The sequence below is a fragment of the Streptomyces sp. NPDC058683 genome, from assembly GCF_042716195.1.
In the GTDB taxonomy this organism is placed as follows: Bacteria; Actinomycetota; Actinomycetes; order Streptomycetales; family Streptomycetaceae; genus Streptomyces.
The window spans coordinates 108,875-132,264 of the sequence record NZ_JBHXSK010000003.1; the positions used below are offsets into that span (position 1 = coordinate 108,875).

Annotated in this window: 13 protein-coding genes; 11 read left to right on the plus strand and 2 right to left on the minus strand. The window is 73.2% G+C overall.

Going from position 1 to position 23,390, the window contains the following annotated elements; genetic code table 11:
* Positions 1 to 3,633 (minus strand): S8 family serine peptidase, encoded by a 3,633-nt coding sequence (locus ACFWXC_RS04325; RefSeq protein ID WP_384472814.1) that lies wholly within the window; start codon positions 3,631 to 3,633, stop codon positions 1 to 3.
* Between the two features lie 201 nt (positions 3,634 to 3,834).
* On the opposite strand from ACFWXC_RS04325, the gene ACFWXC_RS04330 reads away from it, so the two are divergent.
* From ACFWXC_RS04330 to ACFWXC_RS04355, 6 genes are all read left to right on the plus strand, one after another.
* Positions 3,835 to 4,173: a CU044_2847 family protein gene (locus ACFWXC_RS04330; RefSeq protein WP_351691914.1), complete on the plus strand. Its 339-nt coding sequence runs from the start codon at positions 3,835 to 3,837 to the stop codon at positions 4,171 to 4,173.
* Positions 4,170 to 5,834, plus strand: coding sequence for a trypsin-like peptidase domain-containing protein (locus tag ACFWXC_RS04335; RefSeq protein WP_384472817.1), 1,665 nt, complete (start codon positions 4,170 to 4,172; stop codon positions 5,832 to 5,834). Before ACFWXC_RS04330 ends, ACFWXC_RS04335 begins: the two co-directional genes overlap by 4 nt.
* 30 nt (positions 5,835 to 5,864) lie before the next feature.
* Positions 5,865 to 6,890 carry an AAA family ATPase gene (locus ACFWXC_RS04340; RefSeq protein WP_384472820.1) on the plus strand — a complete coding sequence of 342 codons (1,026 nt, stop codon included), beginning with the start codon at positions 5,865 to 5,867 and terminating at the stop codon, positions 6,888 to 6,890.
* Positions 6,880 to 11,664 (plus strand): SAV_2336 N-terminal domain-related protein, encoded by a 4,785-nt coding sequence (locus ACFWXC_RS04345; protein ID WP_384472823.1) that lies wholly within the window; start codon positions 6,880 to 6,882, stop codon positions 11,662 to 11,664. The genes ACFWXC_RS04340 and ACFWXC_RS04345 overlap by 11 nt, the downstream gene beginning before the upstream one ends.
* Positions 11,665 to 11,802: 138 nt before the next feature.
* Entirely contained in the window at positions 11,803 to 12,840 is a 1,038-nt protein-coding gene (locus ACFWXC_RS04350) for a rod shape-determining protein (RefSeq protein WP_384472826.1), read from the plus strand.
* A 123-nt stretch (positions 12,841 to 12,963) separates the two neighbouring features.
* Positions 12,964 to 13,500, plus strand: coding sequence for a hypothetical protein (locus ACFWXC_RS04355; RefSeq protein ID WP_384472829.1), 537 nt, complete (start codon positions 12,964 to 12,966; stop codon positions 13,498 to 13,500).
* Positions 13,501 to 13,537: 37 nt separating this feature from the next.
* Here the strand turns inward: ACFWXC_RS04355 and ACFWXC_RS04360 are convergent, their stop codons facing one another.
* The gene (locus ACFWXC_RS04360; protein ID WP_384472832.1) at positions 13,538 to 14,455 is read right to left on the minus strand and encodes a DUF4231 domain-containing protein; all 918 of its coding nucleotides are present in this window, start codon (positions 14,453 to 14,455) and stop codon (positions 13,538 to 13,540) included.
* A gap of 256 nt (positions 14,456 to 14,711) precedes the next feature.
* Here ACFWXC_RS04360 and ACFWXC_RS04365 point away from each other — a divergent pair, with 256 nt between their 5' ends.
* From ACFWXC_RS04365 to fxsT, 5 genes are all read left to right on the plus strand, one after another.
* Positions 14,712 to 14,891: a hypothetical protein gene (locus ACFWXC_RS04365; protein ID WP_384472835.1), complete on the plus strand. Its 180-nt coding sequence runs from the start codon at positions 14,712 to 14,714 to the stop codon at positions 14,889 to 14,891.
* Positions 14,892 to 15,047: 156 nt separating this feature from the next.
* Entirely contained in the window at positions 15,048 to 17,237 is a 2,190-nt protein-coding gene (gene fxsBH, locus ACFWXC_RS04370; protein ID WP_384472838.1) for a radical SAM/SPASM protein FxsBH, inactivated beta-hydroxylase extension form, read from the plus strand.
* The gene (locus ACFWXC_RS04375) at positions 17,234 to 18,016 is read left to right on the plus strand and encodes an aminoglycoside N(3)-acetyltransferase (RefSeq protein WP_384472841.1); all 783 of its coding nucleotides are present in this window, start codon (positions 17,234 to 17,236) and stop codon (positions 18,014 to 18,016) included. Before fxsBH ends, ACFWXC_RS04375 begins: the two co-directional genes overlap by 4 nt.
* 121 nt (positions 18,017 to 18,137) lie before the next feature.
* The gene (locus tag ACFWXC_RS04380) at positions 18,138 to 19,427 is read left to right on the plus strand and encodes a TIR-like protein FxsC (RefSeq protein WP_384472844.1); all 1,290 of its coding nucleotides are present in this window, start codon (positions 18,138 to 18,140) and stop codon (positions 19,425 to 19,427) included.
* Positions 19,424 to 23,368 carry an FxSxx-COOH system tetratricopeptide repeat protein gene (gene fxsT, locus ACFWXC_RS04385; protein WP_384472847.1) on the plus strand — a complete coding sequence of 1,315 codons (3,945 nt, stop codon included), beginning with the start codon at positions 19,424 to 19,426 and terminating at the stop codon, positions 23,366 to 23,368. Before ACFWXC_RS04380 ends, fxsT begins: the two co-directional genes overlap by 4 nt.
* Positions 23,369 to 23,390: the final 22 nt, after the last annotated feature.

A 23,390-nucleotide genomic window follows, 5' to 3' on the forward strand; every position in this document is an offset into this window, starting at 1 on the left:
TCACCGCACCCCCACCGCCCGGACGATCTCCTGGGTGACCGAGCCGCCCCGGTCGTCGCTCGCCGAGGCGCGCAGCGAGACGTACGCGGCGTCGCGCGGCACCGCGAGCACACCGCGCCCGGTGCGGCCGAGGGGGACGTTCCGCCAGGAGGCACCGTCGTCGTACGACACCTCCAGGCGACCGGCCCCCAGCGTCCCGGTCCCGCTCGCCCCGGCCACGTACGAGGCGCCGATCCCGACCGGGACCCGGTGACCGCCCCTGACGTCCCCCGCGAGGCCGGTGTCGACGTCGAAGGCGAGGTTGATCAGCGGGAGGTAGGTCCAGTGGTCCTCCGGGGTGGCCGCCGACCGGAAGGTCCACTCGGCGTGACCCCGGGTGGCGAGCGGCCACCTGCCGGCGTCCAGGGCGGTGTCGGTGACCACCTTGTAGAGGTGCTCGTCGGCCGGCGCGTCCCACGCGTACGCCCCGGAGCCGGTGCGCCGGTCGACCAGGGTGCCGTCCCGGTAGACCGAGGTCTGCTGGGTCATCCCGCTGTCCTCGCTCCACACGTCGCCGAAGCCGGTGTGGTCGGGCCCGGAGTCGCCCCAGCCCGGGGTGTTGAACTGCAGCTGGTTCCCGGCGCGTTGCTGGCCCCAGCCGAGCCCGGTGCCCAGCCAGGGATGCCACACCGGGCGGAACCAGTCCAGCGCCGGCCGTGATCCGCCGGTGTACGTCACCAGTCCGCTGCGCTCCTCCAGCGCGCCGTCGCCGGCGGTCACCGACTCGTGCCAGCGCCGGCCGGGGCCGGTGGAGACGTAGTCGGTGCGCTCGGCCGGGAAGTCGACCCGCTGCTGGAAACCGAGGCCGACCGGGAAGGCGTCGGTGATCGAGTAACGGAACTCGCCGCCGCCGGCCGGCCGCGCGGCGTGGAACCTCACGTGCACGGCGGCGAGCCGGCGGTGGGTGGGCGCGTAGGTCAGGTTCCGGTCCGGTACCGCACCCCGGTAACCCTTCGAAAGGTCGTACACATAGGGCGAGTTGCGGGTGCCGGTCATGTCCACCCGGCCGGCCGCCCGCAGCCGGGCCGCGTCGGCGGCGTCGACCGTGGCGATCTGGAGCGGCCGGTCGGCGTCGTCGTCGGTGCCCCACCAGGCCATCAGCCGGCCGGGCGCGTCATCGGTCACGAACAGCGCCCTGGCGCCCGCGTCCTGCGCGGCCCCGGCGAGGGCGGACGGATCGGCGCCGTCGGTGAGACGGGCGAGGACCGCCTTCCCCGCCACACCGGTGAACGGGCCGTCTCCGACGTCGACGAGCGGCAGCCGGGTGCGCCCCTCGACGAGCGTCCCGCCGGACTGCACGGTCGCCTCTTTGATCCCCTCCACCGCCAGCAGCGGCTTCGCGAGCCGCCACACGGTCCGGTACTCGAAGGTGCCCCGGGTGACCTTCGCGGTCGGCGCGGCGAAGACGCTGTCGTAGGTGAGCGGCACCTGGACCGCGCCGAACAGGTCGGTGCCGTTCGCGTTCCGGTCGTACTCCATGAGGAGCTGATCGGTCTCGGTACGGCGCTCGGTGACGGCCTTGATCTCCCGCAACTTCTTTCCGTCCAGGGTGACTTCGCGGTCCCGGTCGAGGGTGATCTCGGGGGCCGCGAGGAAGCCGAGGCCGAGGGAGTCGGCGCCGTGGCTGCCGTGTACGTCGAGGAAGGAAGTGAGGCTGTAGGTGCCGGGCCGGAGGCGGAGCCTGAGGGTGCCGGAGTCGCCGACACGGGCGGGCTCGGCGTCGGCCCCCTCGGCCAGGCGCTGTACGACGAGGTCGGCGGCGGTGGCGGCGCCGGCCCGGTCCTCGACGTGGACGGTGAGGGTGTACCGCTCCTCCTCCTTGACCAGCCCGAAGACGGTGTGCGCGACGGGGGTCCCGGTTCCGGCGAGGGCAGCCACGATCTGCCCGCTGGTGGTCCCGACCGCCGCGCCGGCGCCGTCCCCGGTCACGGTGGTGGCGGCGGTGCCGTGCGCCGGAACCGTGAGGGTGGCGTCGGCGAGGGTGACGACACCGTCGGGGGCGCCCTCAGCCGTCAGGCTCAACTCGACGTCCTCGTCGGATGTGTTGGTGTAGGTCAGTGTCCTCGTCACCGGCTTGTCCGCGTCGTAGGGCCAGCTGTGGAAGCCGAGGTCGGCGCTGCCGGTGGCGGTGATCCGCGCGCCGATCGCGTCGGGCACGTCGACCCGCCCCGCGCCCAGCACGTAGGCGGAGGCGTCGAGCCGCTCCGACGTGGACATCAGGGCGTCCTTGAGCTGGGCGCCCATCCAGTCGGGGTGCTCCTCGGCGAGCAGCGCGGCCGCCCCCGCGATGTGCGGGGTCGCCATCGACGTACCGCTCATGGAGGTGTAGTAGCCGCTGCCGGAGGTGAGCCGGGAGCGGGCGGCGAGGATGTCGACGCCCGGGGCGGAGAGATCGGGCTTCAGGGCGTTGTCGCCGTACCGGGGGCCCGCGCTGGTGAAGTAGGCCGCCTGGTCGTCCGCGTCCACCGCGCCCACGGTGAGGGCCGCGTCGGCGGCACCGGGCGAGCCGATCGAGGAGGGGGCCCCGGTGTTGCCGGCGGCGACGACGAACAGGGCACCGGTCTCGGCGGACAGGGTGTTCAGCGCCTGGGCCATCGGATCGGTGCCGTCGCTGGGCTCGGTCGAGCCGAGGCTCATGGAGATCACCCTGGCGTGCACGTCCCGGGCGGCCCACTCCATGCCCGCGATGATCTGGGACTCGCTGCCCGACCCCTGGTCGCTGAGCACCTTGCCGACGGCCAGCGTGGCCCCGGGCGCGACGCCCCGCTCCTTGCCGTCGGAGGCGGCTCCGCTGCCGCCGACGGTGGAGGTGGTGTGGGTGCCGTGGCCGTTGCGGTCGGCGACGTCCTCGCCGTCGATGAAGCTCTGGGTGGCGTCGACCCGGCCTGCCAGGTCGGGGTGGGTGAGGTCGGCGCCGGTGTCGAGGACGGCGACGGTGACGCCCTTCCCCGTGTATCCGGCGTCCCAGGCGGCGGCCGTGCCGATCTGCGCGTTGCTGTCGGCCATGGTGGCCCTGACCCGGCCGTCGAGCCAGACCTTGCCGAGGCTCTTGCGTGCCGTGAAGGTCCGCCAGAAGGCGCGCCCCCGGCCTGCGTCGACGGCGGCCCCGCGCAGACTGGGCAGCGCCCGGGTCCGCTCGGCGCCGCTCAGCGGGACGGCCTTGCCCGCATAGGTCACGATCAGCGGCAGGGCGTCGCTCCCGGCGTCGGCGAGCCCCTGCCGGATCAGCCCGCTGACGTCGAACAGCCGCCGGTCCAGGGTGCCCCGGCGCAGATAGGGCAGGGCTTCGTCGGGTACGACGGTGATGTCACCGTCGGCCACCTGGGTGCGGACGGCACCGGTGGCGCCGGGCGGGCGCTGGACGGTGACCGTCTTCTTGCCCTGCCCCACGTCGGTGACGGTGACCTTGTCGCCGGTGACCAGGGTGACCGTGGCGGTGCCCGTGGGCGAGCCGACGGCGGCCGCGGTCGCCATAGTCGTCGCTGCCGTCGCCGTCGTCGCCGCCGCTGTCGCCGCTGTCGTCGGGAGCAGGCCGATCACGAGGCCCGCGGACAGGAGGGGCGCCCCACGCCCGATGGTTCGTCGTCTTCTCATCCACGCCTCTTCTCGAAGGATGCGATCAGGTGCGTCGAGTGCTGGGAAGAGTGTCACGGCGCCGGTGTTGCACGGGTGTTGAGAGGTGCTGGCGGGAAGGCGCCCGGGCGGGTTTCCGCCACGGCGCCGGGACAAGGGGCGTCGCCTTCGGCCACAATGGACCGGTTACGGGGTCGAGGACACGGGGGAGCCACGGGCACCATGGCGAGGATGATGGAGTTCAAGACCGAGGACGGTGCTGTCGTGCTCGTGGAGTCGGCCGAGGGCGTTCCCGGCAGCCGCCCGGTGTCCCGCGACGGCGGTACGGGCCCGGCGGCCCAGGCGGCCCGTTCCTTCGAGGGCGCCCTGGACGGGGTGCGGGCGGCGGCCCAGTCCGCGCTGCGGGTCTTCCGCGACGGCGCGCTGCGGCCCGACTCGGTGGAGCTGGAGTTCGGGGTGAAACTGACCGCGGAGGCGGGTGCCGTGATCGCCAAGGGCGCGGCCGAGGGGCAGTTGGTGGTACGGCTGAGCTGGGCCTCCGGGGCTGCCGACGCGACATGAGCCGCGCTGCCTGGCACGCCCGGATCGAGTGCGGGGGCGCGGTGTCCGGAGCAGGCTTCCTCGTCGCCCCCCGCACGGTGCTGACCTGCGCGCATGTCGTCCAGGAGCGGGAGTGGGCGCCGCTGACGGTGAGTTTCCCGAACCGCCGGGACCTGGGCGGGCTGACCGCGACCGTGGCCGTGCACGGCGGCTGGGCGGGCGGCTGGACCGACCCGGGCGACCTCGCCGTACTCGAACTGGACCGTGAAGTGCCGTTACGGCCGGCCCGGTTCGCGCCGCCGGGGGCGGAGCAGGACGGGGCGCACCTGGTGGCGTACGGCTTCCCGGCGGGCTTCGACGAAGGGGTGCAGGCCCGCTACCGTGCCGTGTCCCGGACGCTGATCGCCGACGAGTGGCTGCAGCTGGAGGCCGCCTCGGCGCACGGGCAGCCGCTGGCGGGCGGGTTCAGCGGGGCGGCCCTGGCACTGCCGGACGACCGGGTGGTCGGGATGGTCGCGCAGGCCTCCGACGAGGCGGGCGTCCGGATCGGGCGGATGCTGCCCACCGAGGTCATGGCCCGCTACTGGTACGACCTGGGCGCGCTGGTCCCGGCGCCCGAGGCCGACAACCCGGCCGCGACCCGGCGGCTGCACACCCTGGTGCGGCGGGCCGAGGAGGCCGGCCTGGACTGCCGTCCCGACCAGCTCTACCGGGACGCGGCGGGCCCCTTCGCGCCGGATCCGCCCGCGGACGGGTTCGCCTCGCTGCGGGAGGCGGCCGCGTACGTGCAGTGGCAGGTGGACGACCCGGAGGCGGTGGAGAAGTTCGCCGACCGGCTGCGGGCGCTGCTGGAGCCACGGCCGCCGGCGGTTGCGCGGACGGCCGGCTGGGCGCCCATCGTGGTCGAGCTGGAGCGCAGCGGCGAGGGCCAGGAGCAGGTCACGGTGCGGGTGTCGGCATACCGGGAGGGGCAGCGCCGGCCGGTGGCCGTGGAGCGGCTGCCGCGCGGCGACGTGCGGGCCTACGTCCAGCAGCGCGTCGACGACGCCTTCGGTCATCTCGCCCAGGACGCCGAGGCGTTGCTCACCTTCGTGCTGCCCCGCGAGTGGCTGAACGAGCCGGTCGCGCACTGGGAGTGCGGCCCCGAGGACTCCACCCCGCTCGGCTTGGCGCACCCGCTGGTGGTGACCGACCGCTCCCGGCACCGCAGCGCGCGGCTGCGCCACCAGCTGGCCGGCAAGTGGCGGACCCTGGAGGGGAGTCCGGGCAGGACGGTCCTGCACCGGGTGGACTGCGGCAGCACCGAGCACCCCCTCGGCCTGCGCAAGCGCCTGCGGGACGAGGACGCCGCCCTGGCCGGTTTCGGCGCCCCGCCGGCCGCGGCCCCGGAGCACTTCGAGGCCAGCGTGAACATGCCGGTCCCGGTGCTGCTGTGGCCGCGCACCGGCTGCGCGAGCACCGACCACGCGGGACCGTGCCCGGGCAGCGCCTTCCTCGACGCCCTGAGCCCGTATGTCGCCGGCGTCCCGCCGACCGAACTCCCGCTCCGCATATGGCACTTGCGGGAGGAGGCGGCGGCCCTCGACCCCGAGGGCCACTGGGCGCGGGACGTCCAGCTCCTCTGGGACGACCCCCGCTGCTACCCCGAGCCGCCCGCCAGCCTGCACACCCCCGTCGCCTGACCCCGCCGCCGCCAACGGAGAAGGACCCCCATGCCCCTGTGGCCCGTCTACACCGGTACGAAGGAGCCGCACGACGGCATCACCGAGCTGCCCGCGCCGCCGCCCTGGCGGGCCTTCGACGGCGGCCCGGAACTGGCGACCCCCGCCGACGCCGACGACACCTCGGCCACCTCGCCGGACCGCACCCACCGCGCCGCGACCTACCAGGCCACCCCGAACACGGTCCAGCTCGTCAACGCCGCCCTCTATCTGCGCCGCCCGTTACTGGTCACCGGCCCGCCCGGCACCGGCAAGTCCTCCCTCGCCTACGCGGTCGCCCGCGAGCTGCGGCTGGGCCCGGTGCTGCGCTGGAACATCACCAGCCGCAGCACCCTGCACGACGGCCTCTACCAGTACGACCCGCTCTCCCGCCTCTACGCGGCCCGCCAGTCGGCCGCGGCCCTCGCACCGGGCGCCCCCGTCCCCGAGTCCGGCGTCGAGGACCATCTGCGGCTCGGCCCGCTCGGCACCGCGCTGCTGCCCTACGGCCGGCCCCGCGCCCTGCTCATCGACGAGATCGACAAGAGCGACCTCGACCTGCCCAACGACCTCCTCAACGTCCTGGAGGAGGGCCAGTACGAGATCCCCGAACTGGTCCGCGCCGCCCGGCACTCCCCCGCCGCCGAGGTGATGGTCGACGGCACCGACGAACGCGTCGGCGTGGAGCGCGGCCGGGTGCGCTGCCGGGCCTTCCCGTTCGTCGTCCTCACCAGCAACGGCGAACGCGAGTTCCCGCCGGCCTTCCTGCGCCGCTGCGTCACGCTCCGGCTCCGCCAGCCCGACGACCAGCAGCTCGCCGGGATCGTCCGTGCCCACCTCGGCGAACCGGACACCTACGCCGAATCGCTGATCACCCGGTTCCTGTCCCGGGTCGGCGGCGGCGACCTCGCCACCGACCAGCTCCTCAACGCCATCTACCTGGCCCGGTCCTCCGACCTGAACGACAGGTCCCTGGACGAACTGGCCGAACAGCTGATGCCGTACCTCGGCGAGGCCACCCGGACAGATGCCTTCTGACCACCCGGCCCCGCTCGCCCGCCTCGCCGGCCTGCTGACACAGGCGGGCGGCGGCGTGCGCCCCACCCCGCGGGAACTGGCCGAACTGCTGTGGCTGGCGGGGCGGATGGAACAGGCCGAGGGGGAACCGGCGGGTCCGCCGGGAGAGGCGGCCGTACGGCAGGACCCGCCGCCCGGAGAGCCCGCCGCCCCGCCGCCGCCCGACCCGGCGGAGCCCCCGGCCGCGGGGAGCACGGAGGAGCCCACCCGCACCCCGCTCCACCTCCCCTCCCCGACCACGTCCCCCGGCACGTACGCCTCCCTCCTGGCGCCCGCGCCACCGATGCTGCGCCACCCGCTGGCCCTGCAACGCTCCCTGCGCCCCCTCAAACGCCGTACGGACGCCCCGTCCGGCCACCGTCTCGACGAACCCGCCACCGCCGACCGCATCGCCCGCCTCGGCGCGGCCCCCGAGTGGTGGCTCCCGGTCCTGCGCCCCGCACGGGAACGCTGGCTGCGGCTGAACCTGGTGTACGACGACGGTCCGACGATGCCGGTCTGGCACCCGCTGCTCCGCGAACTGCACACGGCGCTGGCCCAGTCAGGGGTGTTCCGGACGGTGACGGTGCACCGGTCGGCCGCGGACGGCACGGTGAGCGACGCGGGGCTGCCCGGGGACGGCCGCACGGTCACGCTCCTGATCAGCGACTGCATGGGCCCGCAGTGGCGACCGGGCGAGGCGGGCACGCGGTGGTACGGCACGCTGCGGCGGTGGGCGCGGCAGATGCCGCTGGCCCTGCTCCAGCCGCTCCCCGAACACCTGTGGCGCGACACGGCGTTACCGGCCACGCCGGGACTGCTGTCGGCGCCGTTCCCGGCGGCCCCGACGTCGGCGCTCACCTTCACGCCGTACGAGGAGGAGGTGCCGGAGGGGGCGCTGGTCCTGCCGGTGCTGGAGGCCGCCGGGCCGCGGTGGCTGGCGAACTGGGCCGGGCTGGTGGCGTCGGCGGGCGGGGCACGGTTCCCGGGCGCGGCCGCGCTCCTGGACGGCGGCGTGCGGGGCGACTCCCGTACGGACGTGTCCCTTCTCTCCGCCGAGGAACTGGTCCTGCGGTTCCGGGCGACCGCGTCCCCCGAGGCGTTCCGGCTGGCGGGGCATCTCGCGGTCGGCCGGCCCGATCTGCCGGTCATGCGGCTGGTGCAGCGGGCGGTGGAGCCGGATCCGCGGCCGCAGCATCTGGCGGAGGTGATCGTGAGCGGGGTGCTGGTGGCGGTGCCGGGGCCGCCGGGGTCGTACGCGTTCCGGCCGGGCGTGCGTGAGCTGCTGCTGCGCACCCTGCCGCGGGCGGCCCGGAACGGTACGAGCGAACTGCTGGCCCGGGTGGGCAAGTTGATCGAGGACCGGGCGGGGGCGGCACCCGGGGAGTTCCGGGCGGTGGCCCCCGCGGCGGGCGGCACCTCCCAGGGCGGGGAGGGCGAGGCGTTCGCGACGGTGCGGACGGAGAGCGTGCGGCGGCTGACGGGGGGTGCCGGGGCGGAGGCGGTGCCGGAGGGACTCGGCGGGCGGTACCGGTTGGTCCGGCGGTTCCTGCCGAACGGTTCCGTGTGGCTGGCGGAGGACCCGGAGACGGGGCGGACGGTGGTGCTGCGGCTGTACCGGCCGTTCTCCGACCCGGCACGGCGGGAGGCGTTCCTGCGGGACGGCGAGCGCCTGCGGGGGGCCGGGCACCGCAATCTCGTCGGTGTGAGTGACGTCGGCATCGAGGACGGAACGCCGTACATCGCCATGGAGTACGTGGCCGGGGTCCCCCTCAACACGCTTGCCGCACCCCATGGTTACCGGCTGCCCGGTCCCCTGCTGGTGTCGGTCGGGGCCCAGCTCGCCCAGGCCGTCGGCGCCCTCCACGACGCGGGTCTCAGCCACGGCGATGTCGGCATGTCCCGGGTGATGCTGCTGCCCGACGGCACCGTCAAGCTGGGCGGCTTCGTTCCGGGCCGGACGTCGGGGGCGCCGGGGCGGGCGCACGACCTGTCGGCGCTGTGCGAGGTGATGCTGCTGCTGGCCGCGGGGACCTCACGGCTGGTGCCTCCCTTCGCCCCGGAACAGCTCGGTCACCTGCCGGAGCCACTGCGCCGGCCGTACGCGCAGGCCCTCACCCTGCTCATGTCCTCGCCGCCGCAGCAGGCCTCCGGCAGGGACCGGCTGGCGGACGGCGAGCTGCTGCTGTGGGCCCAGGAGGAGTACGACGGGCGGCGCTTCTACCACGTCCTGGGCCCGCTGACGGCCGAACTCGCCTCCAGCTCCCCGGACTTCGGCCCGGCCGAGGGCGCCGCGCTGGCCATGCTGCTGCTGCGGCACGGCCGCGAGGTGACCCGCGACGCCCTGTGCAAAGGGCTGTGGAACCGGGGCGAGGAGCCGGCGCACGCGGCGCGGGAGGTGGACCGGATCGCGTCCCGGCTGCGCGAGGCCCTCGGCCCCGGCGTCCTGGCCACCCTTCCCGACGGCTACGCGCTCCACGCCAGCGCCGACTATCTGGACCTGGTCCACTGCGAGGGCCTGGAGCGAACGGCCACCAGGCTCGCCGACCAGGGCGACCTCCAGGAGGCACGAGCCCGCCTGGACACGGCACTCGGCCTGTGGCGGGGCGCGGGCCCCCTCGCGGACGTCCCCGGCCCCGCCGCCCGCAGCGCCCGCACCCGACTCCAGCAACTCCGCCTGGCCCTGCACCGCAAGGTCGCCGAACTCGACCTGGACCTGGGCGAGTACGAGCGCGCGGCCCACCGGCTCACCGACCTCCTGCGGACGTATCCCTCCCGGGAGGACCTCCTGCGGCTGCTCCTCATCGCGCTGCAACGCCTCGGCCGTACCGACGAAGCGCTGGAGGTCTACGAGGAGTACGAGCTGGCCGGCGGCACCGACCCCGAACTCCGGGCCATAGGGCATGAGTTGCGCGCGGAGTTCGACGAACCGGGCGACGGGGACGAGTACCCGGGCCCGGCCCCGGAGTTCCGGGCGCCCGACGAGCCGGAGGGCTCCTTCCCCACCGAGGAGTCACTGCCGTCGATCTTCGCGATCGAGGAGGAGGCGACCGCCGGCCAGGAGGCGCCGCTGCCGCAGAACGTCGTACCCGAGAGCCTGTTCGCGGTGGACGACCCGCTGGGCGAGGAGCCGCCCCACGAGACCGAGGACGGACACGATCCCGACGCCGGCTCCGTGGCCCCCGCCGCGGGGCCGCCCCCGCCCACCTACCGCACCCTGGTCACCTTCGACTTCGCCGACGCCCCCCGGCACCCGGACGACGTGGCGGCGCTTGGCCGCGCGGTCACCCGGCTGCTGGCGGACGCCGCACTGCGCGCCGGCGAGTACGTGATGACCGCCCACGGCAACGGCTACTCGGTACAGACGGAGCCGGACGTCGCCGGGCTGCCGCTGGTCCTCGCCACGATGCGGCGGTTCGAGGACGAGGTGCTGAAGCTGGGCGGGATCAGATGGCTGGTGACCTTCTCCTGCGTGCACGACGACGGCCGTGCCGAGGCCCCGGCCCCGTCGACGGTTCGCCGCATGCTGGACGCGGCCGACGACCGGCGCGGCATCATCGCCGTACCGCAACTGCTACGGGACGAGTTGGAGGACGACAACGACCTCGCCCCGTTGCTGCTGCCGCTGCGCCGGGGGACCGGCGATGGCTGGTACCGGCTGTGCCTGCTGACGCGTCCGCTGTACGACGGGGCGGGCGGGGAGCCACCCGTGCACGGGCCCTATCGGCTGCCGGACGGGGACTCCTTTCCCGAGCCGGTGGGAGAGACCAGGACGGTCGTGTACGAGATCAGAGGCGACGGCAGATTCAGCTTCGCGCGGATCCCCGAAGCGACCGGCTACTACGAGGTGGGCCTCACCGAGCACCGGCTGGAGCTGGACGTGTCCCAGGGGCCCTTCCGTGCCGTGGGAGAGGCACGATGGCGCATCACCGACCTGATCCAGGTGGCCGCCCTCGGCATTCTCACCACCGCGTCCGACGCCGTGGTGAACTGCCTGCGGGGGCAACTTCGCTACCTGTCCGAGACCTACCCGCGTACCTACGTCAACCAGGCGCAGGCCGAACTCGGCACCGGACCGGGGCGGAACGCACTGCGTGGCCTCTCCATCCACTGGGATCTCACGCTGACGACGACCCACGACCCCTACCCCGTGCCGCCGGCCCGTCCGGAGCGGGTCGATCTCAATGCCCGGCTGCGCCGGGCGGACGCGGTCGTGTTCGGCTTCGACGGCACGCTGGCCCGGCTCGGCCCGGACGACCTGGCCCCGGACATCCCGCTGCTGGCCCGCCTGCTCGGTCCTGATCCGCTCGGCCGTCCCCCGGCGCTGGACCCGCGGAACATCTCCCCGGAGCTGCGCGCGCGCCTCGCGGCGCTGGAATCGCGGTCGGCCGAGCGGTCCGTGCCGGTCCCCGACGCCGACCTGGTGATCCGGACGCTCGCCGACATGGGCCTGGAGCTGGCGGTCGTCACCGACTGCGATCCCTACACGGCGACGGCCTACCTGCACCGGCGCGGGCTCCTTGACTGTCTGCACGGAGGCGTCCACGGGCGCGACGGGCTGCACTCGCCGCTGATGCCCGACCCGCACGTGGTGGCACGGGCCCTGCGGCACCTCGGCGTCCGGCCCTCGAAGTGTCTGATGGTCGGCGCCACCGAAGCCGAACGGCAGGCGGCCCGGCAGGCCGACGTCCCCTTCTTCCACGTCGGCGGCGAACCGGGCCTGCGTCCCCTCCTCGAAGCCGCCCGCACCCTCTAGTCGGGAAACCCCCCATTCAGCCGCGCCCCGCCCGGCCCTCCCCCGAAGGCGCGCCGTCCGGATCCCCCGGAGGATGCGAAGCAGGCCGCCGACCGGCGGTGCCACCCCGTACGGCCCGCGCACTCGGGAGGATCTGCCGTGACCGTCAGTCTGGAGCAGTTGCGCCGCTGCCATTTCGCCGTCGATCTGGGGGCCGCCCGCACCCGGGTGTATGTGAAGGGCATGGGCCTGGTCGTCGACCAGCCTTCCGTGGCCGCCGTGAACACCCGGACCGGCGCCCTGATCGCCGTCGGCGAGTTCGCGGAGAAGATGACGGGCCGGACGCCCGACTACATCCGCGTCGTACGCCCCATCTCGGGCGGTACCGTCGTCGACATCGAGATCGCCCAGCGGATGCTGCGTCATCTGCTCGGCGACAAGATCCGCCGTTCGCTGCGCCGCAAGCCCCGGCTGCGGGCGGCGGCCTGCACCCCGCACGACGCCGACCCGCTGGCCCAGCGGGCGACCATCGAGACGCTGGCGGGGCTGGGGGCACGGCGGGTGGAGCTGGTCGACACCCTGATCGCCGCCGCGGTGGGCTGCGGGATGCCGGTCGAGCGGCCCGAGGCGACCATGATCCTGGTCTGCGGGGCCGCGGCGACACAGGTCGCGGTGCTCTCCCTCGGGTCGATCGTGTGCGCCGAGCGGCTGCCCGTCGGCGGCGAGGCCGTGGACCGCGCGATCGTGCAGCATCTGCGGCACGAGCACGAACTGATGCTGCCGAGCCAGTCGGTACGGCCGCTGCAGCTCGCCCTGTCCGGGAACGGCCTCACCCCGGACGGGCCGACCTCCACCGAGATCCACGGGCGGGACGTGGCCACCGGCCTCGCCCGCAGCGTGCGGGTCGACACCGCCGCCGTACGCGATGCCATCCAGACGCCGCTCACCGGAGTGCTGGACGGGATCGGCAAGGTGCTGCGGCACTGCCCGCCCGACCTGGTCGCCGACCTCGCCGACCGCGGCATCATGATGGTCGGCGGCTCGGCGCTGCTCCCCGGTTTCGACCAGTTGCTGCGGCAGGCCACCGGCATGCCGGTGCACATCGCGGAACGGCCGGACGTGTGCGTCGTCCAGGGCATCGGGGCGATGCTGGAGGGCCGGATCGAGCCCCTGGTGCTGGGCCCGCTGGCCGCCTGAACTTCCCCCGTCATCCGTCCGTCCCCGTCGGCCGGGCACCGGTGTGAGCCGATGCGCCCCCTGCGCACCTTGTCGCCCCTCGTTTAGGGTGGACTCACCGATGGTGACGGGAGGGGACGTTCCGTGACAGCCGATCTCACCGAGTACCTCGCCGAGGCGACAGCGGTCCCCCGGCTGACCGTCACCCGCGTCGGCGTGACCGGACACCGTGCGATCCCCCCGTCCGTCCTGCCCCTCGTCCGCTCCGCCCTGCGGCACCGGTTCAGCCACCCCGACGTGGAGTTGGAGGCACTGAGCTGCCTCGCGGCCGGCACCGACCAGTTGTTCGCGGAGATCGCCCTCGCCCACGGCATCCCGGTGACGGCCGTGATCCCGGGCACGGACTACGAGTCCCTTCTGGACGACGACGAGGCGCGGGCCGCGTACCGCAGGATCCTGAGGTCCTGTACGACCCGCGTCGACCTGCCCGTCCAGCCGACGCCCGAACAGGCCTACTTCGCGGCGGGCCGTTGGATCGTGGATCACTCCGACCACCTCATCGCCGTATGGGACGGCAGCCCTGCGCGCGGCCTGGGCGGTACCGGCGACGTGGTGGCCTATGCGCGGCGCAGCGGGGTGCCGGTGACGGTGCTGTGGCAGCCGGGGGTGCGGCGGGACTGAGTCCGGCCCGCCGGCCGCGGCGGGATCGCCGGGGGCATCAGGTGCCGAAGCGCACAAGCCACTCGGTGTGCGCCGGGGACATCAGACGCTCCGCCTCCCCCACCGCATCGGCCCAGCCCTCCTCCCTCACCGTCATGGCCATGGCGATCCGGGTGGTCTCCAGATCCTGTTCGATGAGCGAGTGGGCGTACGTCAACGGGCCGTGCCGCCGTACCTCCTGCCAGGCGACACCCCCCGCGGCGGCCGCACTGAGCAGCCCCGCGAGGTCCGCGCCGCCGAGCAGGCCGACGGTCCGCAGCAGGGCGGCCGCCAGGGCGAGCAGGGTCAGGCCCGCGGTGACGGTCGACCAGCGGGCCGCGGCGTGGTGCGCGCGTGCGGCCCGGTTCTTGTACCAGACGGCCTGCTCCAGGAGCCGGTCGCGCAGGTAGAGGTCCCGGCGGGTCGTGTACGACTTGGCCCGCTCCGCGCGCATGCGCGGCGTTATCTGTCCCCTTCCCCGCTCCTCGGCTTCGACGCGGGAGTCCTCCCAGCCGCATTTGCGCAGCTCGCGCAGGCGTTCTTCGAGGCGCTCCGCGAACACCGCGTCCGGGTCGGCGACATGGGAGTGGAAGGGGCCGCCGTGCACCATGTACTGCCAGGCCAGCGACTTCAGCAGCTCGGCGGCCGCCCGATGCGCCTGCCAGTGGGCGCGGGAACGACGGCGCGAGGTGCTCAGGCCGAGGGCGATCGTCAGCCCGTACAGCACGGCGGCGAGCACCGTCATGACATGACCGGATGCCTGTTCGGTCAAAACAGCGGCCGTGGTGGCCAGAAGAAGCAGGATCAGGTGCGTACGCACCGCGCGGAACGAGTCACTCTGATGGCGTAACGCCCACTGATCACTCACTCGGAACAACGGCGGCAGATCCCGATCGCCGAGCGTGGTGCTCGGTACCGGAGTAGCAGCGGCCCCCATGACGCCCCCCGAATTCCCTGCGCGCCCCCGACAGCTTTCGCGCGCCCCCGATAAACAGGCTTGAGAAATCAATGAGGACGGAAAGGCGCCCCGGACACAAGACGTGCGCAGGGCATTCCTGGTATAGGGTCCGCATCATCGGGACCAGACTCGCTCGACGGTTCGCCATCCCTTGGGCCACCCGGGGTCGACCACGACGACGGGACACCCGTGTCCAGGACCGTTCCCCTCACCCGAACCGGAGCGACGAACAATCATGAACCTCATCACGATGCCCAACGAGCGCACCCACCCCACCATCGGGTCGTCCGCGCGGCACACGCCTCTGGCGAACATCGACCCGCGCGGGGCCGCCGCAGCGCGCACCGCGGGCCGCGTGACCGATGCCGCCGACCGTCCCGTGGGGCAGTCGATCGACTTCAACTCGGCGGTCTGAGGACGAGGACCCGAGAACGTTCACACGGACGTGGGTGCGCCCCGCGAACACGCCTGCCGCTCGCGCCCACGTCAGTGAACCGACGGGCGTCAATGTGCCCACCGGTTACGTGGTTTGGGGCGCCTCGGGCATGGGAAGTCTGACAGACTGCCTCCAGTGACGAGCAAGTCGCCCGACGGCCCACCTCTGAGACAGCTGGTCCTCAAGATCCACAGTAGGTGTGATCTGCTCTGTGACCACTGTTACGTGTATCAGCACGCCGACCAGAGCTGGCGGTCCCGCCCGACCTTCATCCGTCCGGAGACCGTGCGCGCCGTCGCCGCCCGGCTGGCCGAACACGCCGGCGCACGGGGCCTCGAGTCCGTCTCGGTGATCCTGCACGGCGGTGAGCCACTGCTGGTGGGCCCGGCCCGGCTGCGGGACATCTGCGCGGAGCTGACCCGCGCCCTCTCCCCGCTGACCGCGCTCGACCTGCGCATGCACACCAACGCGGTCACCCTGAACCGGCGCCACCTCGACGTCTGCCGGGAGTTCGGGGTCCGGGTCAGCGTGTCGCTCGACGGCGACCGTGCGGCCAACGACCGGCACCGGCTCGACCGCAGGGGCCGCAGCAGCCACGACCGCGTGGTCCGCGGCATCCGGCTGCTCCAGGAACCCGAGTACCGCCACCTGTTCAGCGGAGTGCTGTGCACGGTGGACGTGGCGAACGACCCCGTCGCGGTGCACGACGCCCTCACCGAACTGGCCCCGCCGCGGATCGACTACCTGCTTCCGCACTCCACCTGGGACAGCCCGCCGCCCAACCCGGCCCAGGCCACCACCCCGTATGCCGACTGGCTGCTCGCGGTCTTCGACCGCTGGCAGCAGCAGGGCCGCCCGATGCCGGTGCGGACCTTCGACTCGGTGCTCAGCACCCTGCGCGGCGGGCCGCCCCTGACCGAGGCACTGGGTCTGGCACCCAGCGACCTCGCCGTGATCGAGACGGACGGCACCTTCGAGCAGGCCGACTGGCTCAAGACCGCCTACGCGGGCGCTCCCGAGACGGGGTACGACGTCTTCCGGCACGGTTTCGCGGAGTTCGCCGCGCACCCCGGTGTCCGGGCCCGGCAGGCGGGCGTCGACGGGCTCAGCGACACCTGCCGCCGCTGCCCGGTGGTGCGGTCCTGCGGCGGCGGCCTGTACGGGCACCGGTACAGCTCGGGGAACGGCTTCGACAACCCCAGTGTCTTCTGCGGCGATCTGCGCTCCCTGGTCGAGGGCATCGCCGACCGGGTGACCGACCGCTCCTTCGCGCCCGCGGTGCTCGGCTCGACCCGCCTCGCCTGGGCGCAACTGGAGTTGGACCGTGTGCTGCTGCGCCGGGCGCAGGAGCACCTGGCGTCCGAGCCGGACTGGGCGGACGCCTGGCGGCTGCTGCTGGCCCTGGACGCCGACCCCGAGTCCGCCCCGCGTCTGGACGAGGTGCTGGCGCATCCCTACGTGCGCACCAGTCTCCAGCGCTCCCTGCGCGGCCCCGCCGACACCGCCCGGTTCATGTCACTGGCCGCCGCGGCGGCCCTGCGGGCGGGGGTACCGGCCACGCTGTCCTGGGACCAGCCCGGAACCCGGCTGCACCTGCCCACCTGGGGCACCTACCGCCTGGACGCCCCCGGCCGCGTCGAGGTCACCGTGGCACCGGACGCCTTCCGGGTACGCGAAGGCCACGAGACGGCACCGGACGCCTTCCCGGCGCGCGAAGACCGCGAGTCCGGCCGGGGCTGGGTGCGCCTCGACGAGGTTCCCGTCTCCGCGCGCTGGCGCCCCGTCGACCGGCTGCCGGTTCAGGACGGCCCGCTGGTCGACGACGCCGACCCCTACCGCGACTGCTATCCCTTCCCGGTCGCCCCGCCGCTGGAGTGCGGCGAGTTCGCCGAACGGATGGCCCGGGCCTACGAACTGCTCGGGAAGGACGCGCCGGACCGGCACTCCGACCCGGGTGCGTTCCGCCCCACCGTCCTCACCCCGCTGGCGGCGGGCAGCGGTCTGGTGCTCGGCACCCACGGGTTCGGGGCACTGGGCGTGGCGGTCGACGTGACGCCCGAGGAGTTCGCCCGGGAACTCCCGCGCATCGGCCGCCGGGCCCGCCTGACCGCCCTGCGCGAGACGGCCGACCTGCACCGGCCGGGCAGCCCCGCCGGCGCCCTGCTGGACCGGGCGGACGAGGAGCTGGGCCGGGGGGCGTACGAGGAGGCGGCACACGCGCTCACGGCGCTCACCCTGCTACCCGAGTCCGAACTGACGGCGACCGGGGCCGTGTTGGTGGCCCGCATGTGGTCGCAGTGGACGAACACCCGAGAGGCACCATGACCGAAGTGACACAAGCGGCGGAACTGGGCGGCTTACTGCGCTCGTTGGGCGTCCGGCGGGGCGGGGTGCTGATGGTGCACGCCTCGCTGAGCGGCACCGGAGTCGCCCCGGAGCCGGTCCGGGACGCACTGCTGGCCGCGCTCGGCCCCGCGGGCACCCTGATCGTGCCCGCGTTCACGCCCGAGAACTCCGACACGTCCCGGGCCCACCAGGATGCCGTCGCGGGCCTGAGCGAGGCGGAAGCGGCCGAGTACCGCGGGTCGATGCCGCCGTTCGACCCGGACGCCACCGAGTGCCCGACGATGGGGGCGCTCGCCGAGTGCGTGCGGTCGACGCACGGCGCAGTGCGCAGCGCCCATCCGCAGACCTCGCTCGCCGGACTCGGGCCGGGGGCAGGGAAGTTGCTGCGCCGGCACCCGATGCGCAGCCACCTGGGCCGGCTCTCCCCGATGGCGCGGCTGTACGCCGCCGACGCCCAGATCCTGCTGCTGCGCGTCGGGTTCGAGGTGTGCAGCGCGTTCCACTACGCCGAGTACCTGACGCGGCCGAGGCCGCCCCGGCGCACGTACCGGTGCGTGGTGGACGAGAAGGGGAACTGGGTCTCGTACCGGGATCTCGCCCTGGACGACAGCGACTTCGGCGAGATCGGCTCCCGGCTGCCGCGCCGGCTGCTCGCCGAGGCCGAATGGGCGTCGAAAGGGGTCGTGCTCTGCAGCATGAGGGACCTGGTGGGCCATGCCAGGAATCAGATGTCCGGATATCGTCGGGCTTTGGCCTGAAAACAGTGAACCGGAAACGGTGTCCGTCGGGCACATTGTTGAGTCCGGCGGAGGCACCGGCGACGGGGGCGGTCCAGCGGCTTGCCGACGGGCAGGGGGACGTGCGGACATGGGGGAACGGGTGCAGGATCGGGTTCCGGACAACCGGCCCTATTTCTTCCTGTCGTACGCCCACACCCCGCAGTGGGGTCCGGACAGCGGGGACCCGGACCACTGGGTGCGGGTCCTGTTCAACGACCTGTGCAGCCACATCATGGCGCTCACCGACCTGCCCGGGGGTTCCCCGGCCGGCTTCATGGACCGGGAGATGCGCTCCGGGGAGGGCTGGCCCGAGAAGCTGAGCGAGAACCTCGCCGCCTGCCGGGTGTTCGTGCCGCTGTTCTCGCCGCGCTACTTCTCCAGCGAGATGTGCGGCCGCGAGTGGTACGCGTTCCACGAGCGGATGCTGAACGCCAGGACCACCGGGACGGCCACCGCCTCGGCCATCGTGCCCGCCCTGTGGACACGCGTCGACATGCGCGAACTCCCGGACTCCGTACGGCACATCCACGTCGAGGACGCGTCGTCGGGCGGGCGGTACCTCAACAACGGGATCTATGGGCTGATCAAGCTCAGCCGGCTGCGCGACGAGTACGACGAGACCGTGTTCGGCCTCGCCGAGCGCATCGTGCAGGCGGCCCGCGAGGCCCGGCTGCCGCCCGGACGGCCCCGGGACTACGAGAGCACGCCGAGCGCCTTCAAACCGCGCGGCACCGGACCCCGGCACATCCGGCTGACCGTGGCCGCCCCCACCGAGGACTCCGTGCCGGAGCACCGCGACGCCCGGCCGTACGGCGACGACGCGCTGGACTGGAACCCGTACCACACCGAGTCGGCGCGCGCGCTGTCCACGCACGCCGAGGAACTGATCCGCTCCCTGGACTACCGGGTGACGGTCGCCGCCTTCGACGACGAGAACCCCGCCGAGGAGCCGCACGGATCCGCGGAGCGGCAGCCCGGCATCCTGCTCGTGGACCAGTGGGCGCTGAGCGACGAGGAACGCCGGAGCAGACTGAAGACGTTCGACGCGTACGCCCGACCGTGGGTGAGCGCGATCGTGCCGCGCTGCCGGGCGGACCTGCAGAACCACGGGCCGGAGGGGCGGCGGCTCGCCGAGGAGCTGGAGCGGGTGATGCCGACCATCCTGGAGCGGGCCCGGCGCGGCGACACCCGGATCGCCGTCAACGGCGTCCCCACGCTCAAGTCCTTCACCAAGGTACTGCCCGACGTGGTGGCCTACACGACCCGGCAGTTCCTGAAGAACGCGGAGGTCCGACTGCCGCCGGGCCCGCACATCCCCAGACCCCGTCTGGCGGACCCCTACCCGCAGTCCGGTCCGGACGCGGGAGACGACCCCCGAGGAGAGGCATGACGGCCGCAACGGACGGACGCATCATCACCTTCTACTCGTACAAGGGCGGCACCGGACGGACGATGGCGCTCGCCAACACGGCGTGGATCCTCGCCGCCAACGGCAAACGGGTCCTCGCCGTGGACTGGGATCTGGAAGCCCCGGGGCTGGATCGTTTCTTCCATCCGTTCCTGGATCCCAACGTGCTCACCGCCACCGGAGGCGTCCTCAACATCCTCCAGGACTACGCCTGGGCGGCGACGGACGGAATCAGCCGCACCGGACCCTGGCACCTGGAGTTCGCGGACGTGGAACAGCACGCCGTCTCGCTCTCCCCCGAACGGCAGGGACTCGCCTTCGAGAACGGCGGCTCGCTCGACTTCCTCTCCGCGGGCCGCCAGTTCCGCGCCTACTCGGGCACGGCGTCCTCCCTGGAGTGGGACAACTTCTACGACCGCCTCAACGGCGGCATGTTCCTGGAGGCGCTGCGCGACAGCATGAAACGGTCCTACGACTACGTCCTGATCGACTCGCGCACCGGCCTGTCGGACACCGCGGACATCTGCACCCTCCAGATGCCCGACCTCCTCGTGGACTGCTTCACCCTCAGCGACCAGTCCATCGACGGCGCCGCCGAGGTCGCGCACAGCGTCGGCGACGAGCACCGCAAGCGGCAGATCCGGGTACTGCCGGTGCCGATGCGCGTCGACGACGGCGAGAAGGACAAGGTCGAGGCGGGCCGCGCGGTGGCCCGGCTGAAGTTCGCCGGACTGCCGAAGGGGCCGGGCGGCGAGCGGCTGAGCGCCGACGAGGTCACCGCCTACTGGGGCAGCGTCGAAATACCGTACAAACCGTACTATGCGTACGAAGAGACCCTCGCCGTCGTCGGGGACAAGAAGGGCGACCCCAAGTCCCTGCTGGCCGCCTTCGAACGACTCACCGCGGCCGTGTCCGACAACGAGGTCACCGCGCTGCCGCAGATCCCGGAACCGGTGCGGCTGCGCAGCCGGGACGCCTTCATCCGGCGCCGGCCGCAGGCCACCGGCGCGCGGGTGGCGATCGTGTACGCGGCGGAGAACCGCATGTGGGCCGACTGGATCGAGTCGCTGCTGAAGCGGGCGGGCTGCACCGTCACGCTGCACGACCTGGTCACCGGACCGCTCGACAGTCCCGCCCCCGGCACCCGCGCCCTGCTCCTGTGGTCCAAGGCGCTGTACGGCTCCCGGCACACCGAGAGCCTGCCGGGCCCGGCCGCCGGCTCTGACGGGCCGCCCGGATCGCTGATACCGGTGCAGGTGGACGAGGTCCAGCCGCCGGACTCGTACCAGCACCAGGCCGACCTCGTCGACCTGCACGGACTCGACGAAGCCGGATGCGAGGGCGCGCTGCTCGGCGCGCTCGAACTGCCCGGGCAGGTGCCGAAGGGCGGACCGGCGGCACCCCGGTTCCCCGGCCATGTACCGGACCACTGGAACGTGCCGCAACGCAACAGCACCTTCACCGGCCGGGGTTACATCCTCGAAAAGGTGCGGGAGCAGCTGCGCAGCGGCATGACCGCCGTACTGCCCCAGCACCAGGCGCTGTTCGGGATGGGCGGGGTCGGCAAGACGCAGATCGCGCTGGAGTACGTGCACCGTTTCAGCGCCGACTACGACCTGGTGTGGTGGGTGCCCTCCGAGAACATCGACAACGTGGTGGCCACGCTCGCCGAACTCGGCTCCCGCATCGGCGCGCCCGGCGGCGAGGACATGGCGCTGGCCAGCAAGGAAGCCGTACGCATGCTCTCCCGGGGCAACCCCACCAAGCGGTGGATCCTCGTCTTCGACAACGCCGACGACCCGGAGGATCTCGCCGGCTATCTGCCGACCACCGGCGGCGGGCACATCCTCGTCACCTCGCGGAACCAGGCGTGGTCGGACAAGGGGGAGACGCTGCCGGTCGACGTCTTCCAGCGGCAGGAGAGCGTCGAGCACCTGTCCCGGCGTGCCCCGGGGCTCAGCCCTTCGGAGGCCGACCAGGTCGCGGATGCCGTGGGCGACCTGCCGCTCGCGGTGGAGCAGGCCGGGGCCTGGCTGGCCGAGACCGCCATGCCGACGGCCGAGTACCTGCGCCGCCTCACCGAGGAGACCGCCGCGGTGATGGGGCTCAACCAGCCCGCCGACTATCCCGAGACGGTGGCCGCCACCTGGAACATCTCCATCGAGCGGCTGAAGGAACGCTCGCCGGCCTCGGTACGGCTGCTGCAACTGTGCGCGTTCCTCGCCGCCGAACCGATCTCCTCGAAGCTGCTCTACGACAGCGACGAGATGCTCGCCGCCCTCCGCCCCGCCGACCCCACCCTGACGGAGAGCCTGCTGATCGGCCAGCTGGTGCGGGAGATCGGCCAGCTCGCACTCGCCAAGGTCGACCAGATCTCCCGCTCGATCCAGGTGCACCGCCTCGTGCAGGCGGTGATCCGCTCCCAGATGTCGGAGGAGGAACGGCGCCAGGCCCGGCACACGGTGCACGAGGTCCTCAGGGGAGCCCGCCCCAAAGGCGACGAACCCACCGACAACCGCGAGAACTGGCCGCAGTTCGACATCATCTGGCCGCATCTCACCGCCTCCGACATCCGCAACTGCACGGAGCCGGAGCCGCGCCGGCTGCTCATCGACCGCGTCCGCTATCTGTGGAAGCGCGGCGAGTTCCCGCGGGCGCAGCGACTCGCCGAGGAACTCCTCGACCACTGGAAGGAACCCCTCGGCGGGGACGACGAGCAGTACCTCTACCTGCGCTGCCAGCTCGCCAACGTGCTGCGCTCCCAAGGGCTGTACGTCGAGGCGCGGGAGATGGACGACGACGTGCTCGGGCGGCAGCGCCGGCTGCTCGGCAACCGGCACCCGCACACGTTCATCACCACCTCCGGCCTCTCCAGCGACCTCGCGGCGCTGGGCGAGTACACCAAGGCGGTGGGGCTGGCGCGGGAGGCGCACGACGGCTTCAGCGACCTCTTCTACGAGGCCCACCCGCGCACCCTGAACGCGGCCAACAACCTCGCCCTGGCCCTGCGCATGGTCGGCAGGTACAAGGACGCCCGGCAGATCGACGAGGTCACCCTCGCCCGCCGCACCCAGGTCCACGGCGCCGATCACATCTACACGCTGTCGTCCGCGGAGAACCTCGGCCGCGACCTGCGCGAGGTCGGCGAGTACACCACGTCGGTGGCCGTGCTGTCGAAGGCGTACGAGCAGCACAAGCGCGTGCTCGGCAAGGAGTTCCCGGGCACGTTGCGGTGCGCCAAGTCGCTCGCGGTGTCACTGCGCCGGACCGGCGAGCTGGAGGACGCGCGGCGGCTGACGTCCGCGACCCTGGAGCAGTACCGGACGCAGTACACCGCGTCCACCCCGGACTCGCTCGCCTGCGAACTGAACCTCGCCGCCGACCTGTTCGCGGCCGAGGACCCGGAAGCCGCGCGCGACGTCGCCCAGAAGGTACTCGGCGAGTACGTGAAGAAGCCGGGCGAGGCCCACCCCTACACCCAGACCGCGATGAACAACCTCGGTGTCTTCCACTGGGGCTGCGGTGACCGGGAGCGGGCCGAGGAGGTGTTCCAGAAGGTGCTGGACCGCATGACCGAGGTACTCGGCGCCCACCACCCGCACACCCAGTTCTGCTCCGCCAACTACGCCATCGTGCTCGCCGAGACCGGCCGGCTGGAGGAGGCCTGGGAGCGGGAGAAGCACAGCGCCGACGCGCTGCGCGCCGACCTCGGCGCCCAGCATCCCGAGGTCCTGGCCGTGGTCGGCAACGGCACCCTCACCCTGGCCGCCCTCGGCCGCCTGGACGAGGCCCGGGCGCTGCGCGAGGAAACGGTCCGGAAGCTGAAGGGGCTGCGCCAGCAACTCGGCGAGAACAACGGCATCACCCGCTTCGCGCTGGAGGAACGGCGGGTGTACCGGGACCTGGAGCCGCTCGCCGTGTGAGCGCACGCGGCGGGTGACGCAC

Bases quoted from the DNA above. Each gene is read 5' to 3' on its own strand.
- ACFWXC_RS04325 (WP_384472814.1), bottom strand. From the start codon at position 3,633: ATGAGAAGACGACGAACCATCGGGCGTGGGGCGCCCCTCCTGTCCGCG.
- ACFWXC_RS04330 (WP_351691914.1), top strand. From the start codon at position 3,835: ATGGCGAGGATGATGGAGTTCAAGACCGAGGACGGTGCTGTCGTGCTC.
- ACFWXC_RS04335 (WP_384472817.1), top strand. From the start codon at position 4,170: ATGAGCCGCGCTGCCTGGCACGCCCGGATCGAGTGCGGGGGCGCGGTG.
- ACFWXC_RS04340 (WP_384472820.1), top strand. From the start codon at position 5,865: ATGCCCCTGTGGCCCGTCTACACCGGTACGAAGGAGCCGCACGACGGC.
- ACFWXC_RS04345 (WP_384472823.1), top strand. From the start codon at position 6,880: ATGCCTTCTGACCACCCGGCCCCGCTCGCCCGCCTCGCCGGCCTGCTG.
- ACFWXC_RS04360 (WP_384472832.1), bottom strand. From the start codon at position 14,455: ATGGGGGCCGCTGCTACTCCGGTACCGAGCACCACGCTCGGCGATCGG.
- ACFWXC_RS04365 (WP_384472835.1), top strand. From the start codon at position 14,712: ATGAACCTCATCACGATGCCCAACGAGCGCACCCACCCCACCATCGGG.
- ACFWXC_RS04375 (WP_384472841.1), top strand. From the start codon at position 17,234: ATGACCGAAGTGACACAAGCGGCGGAACTGGGCGGCTTACTGCGCTCG.
- fxsT (WP_384472847.1), top strand. From the start codon at position 19,424: ATGACGGCCGCAACGGACGGACGCATCATCACCTTCTACTCGTACAAG.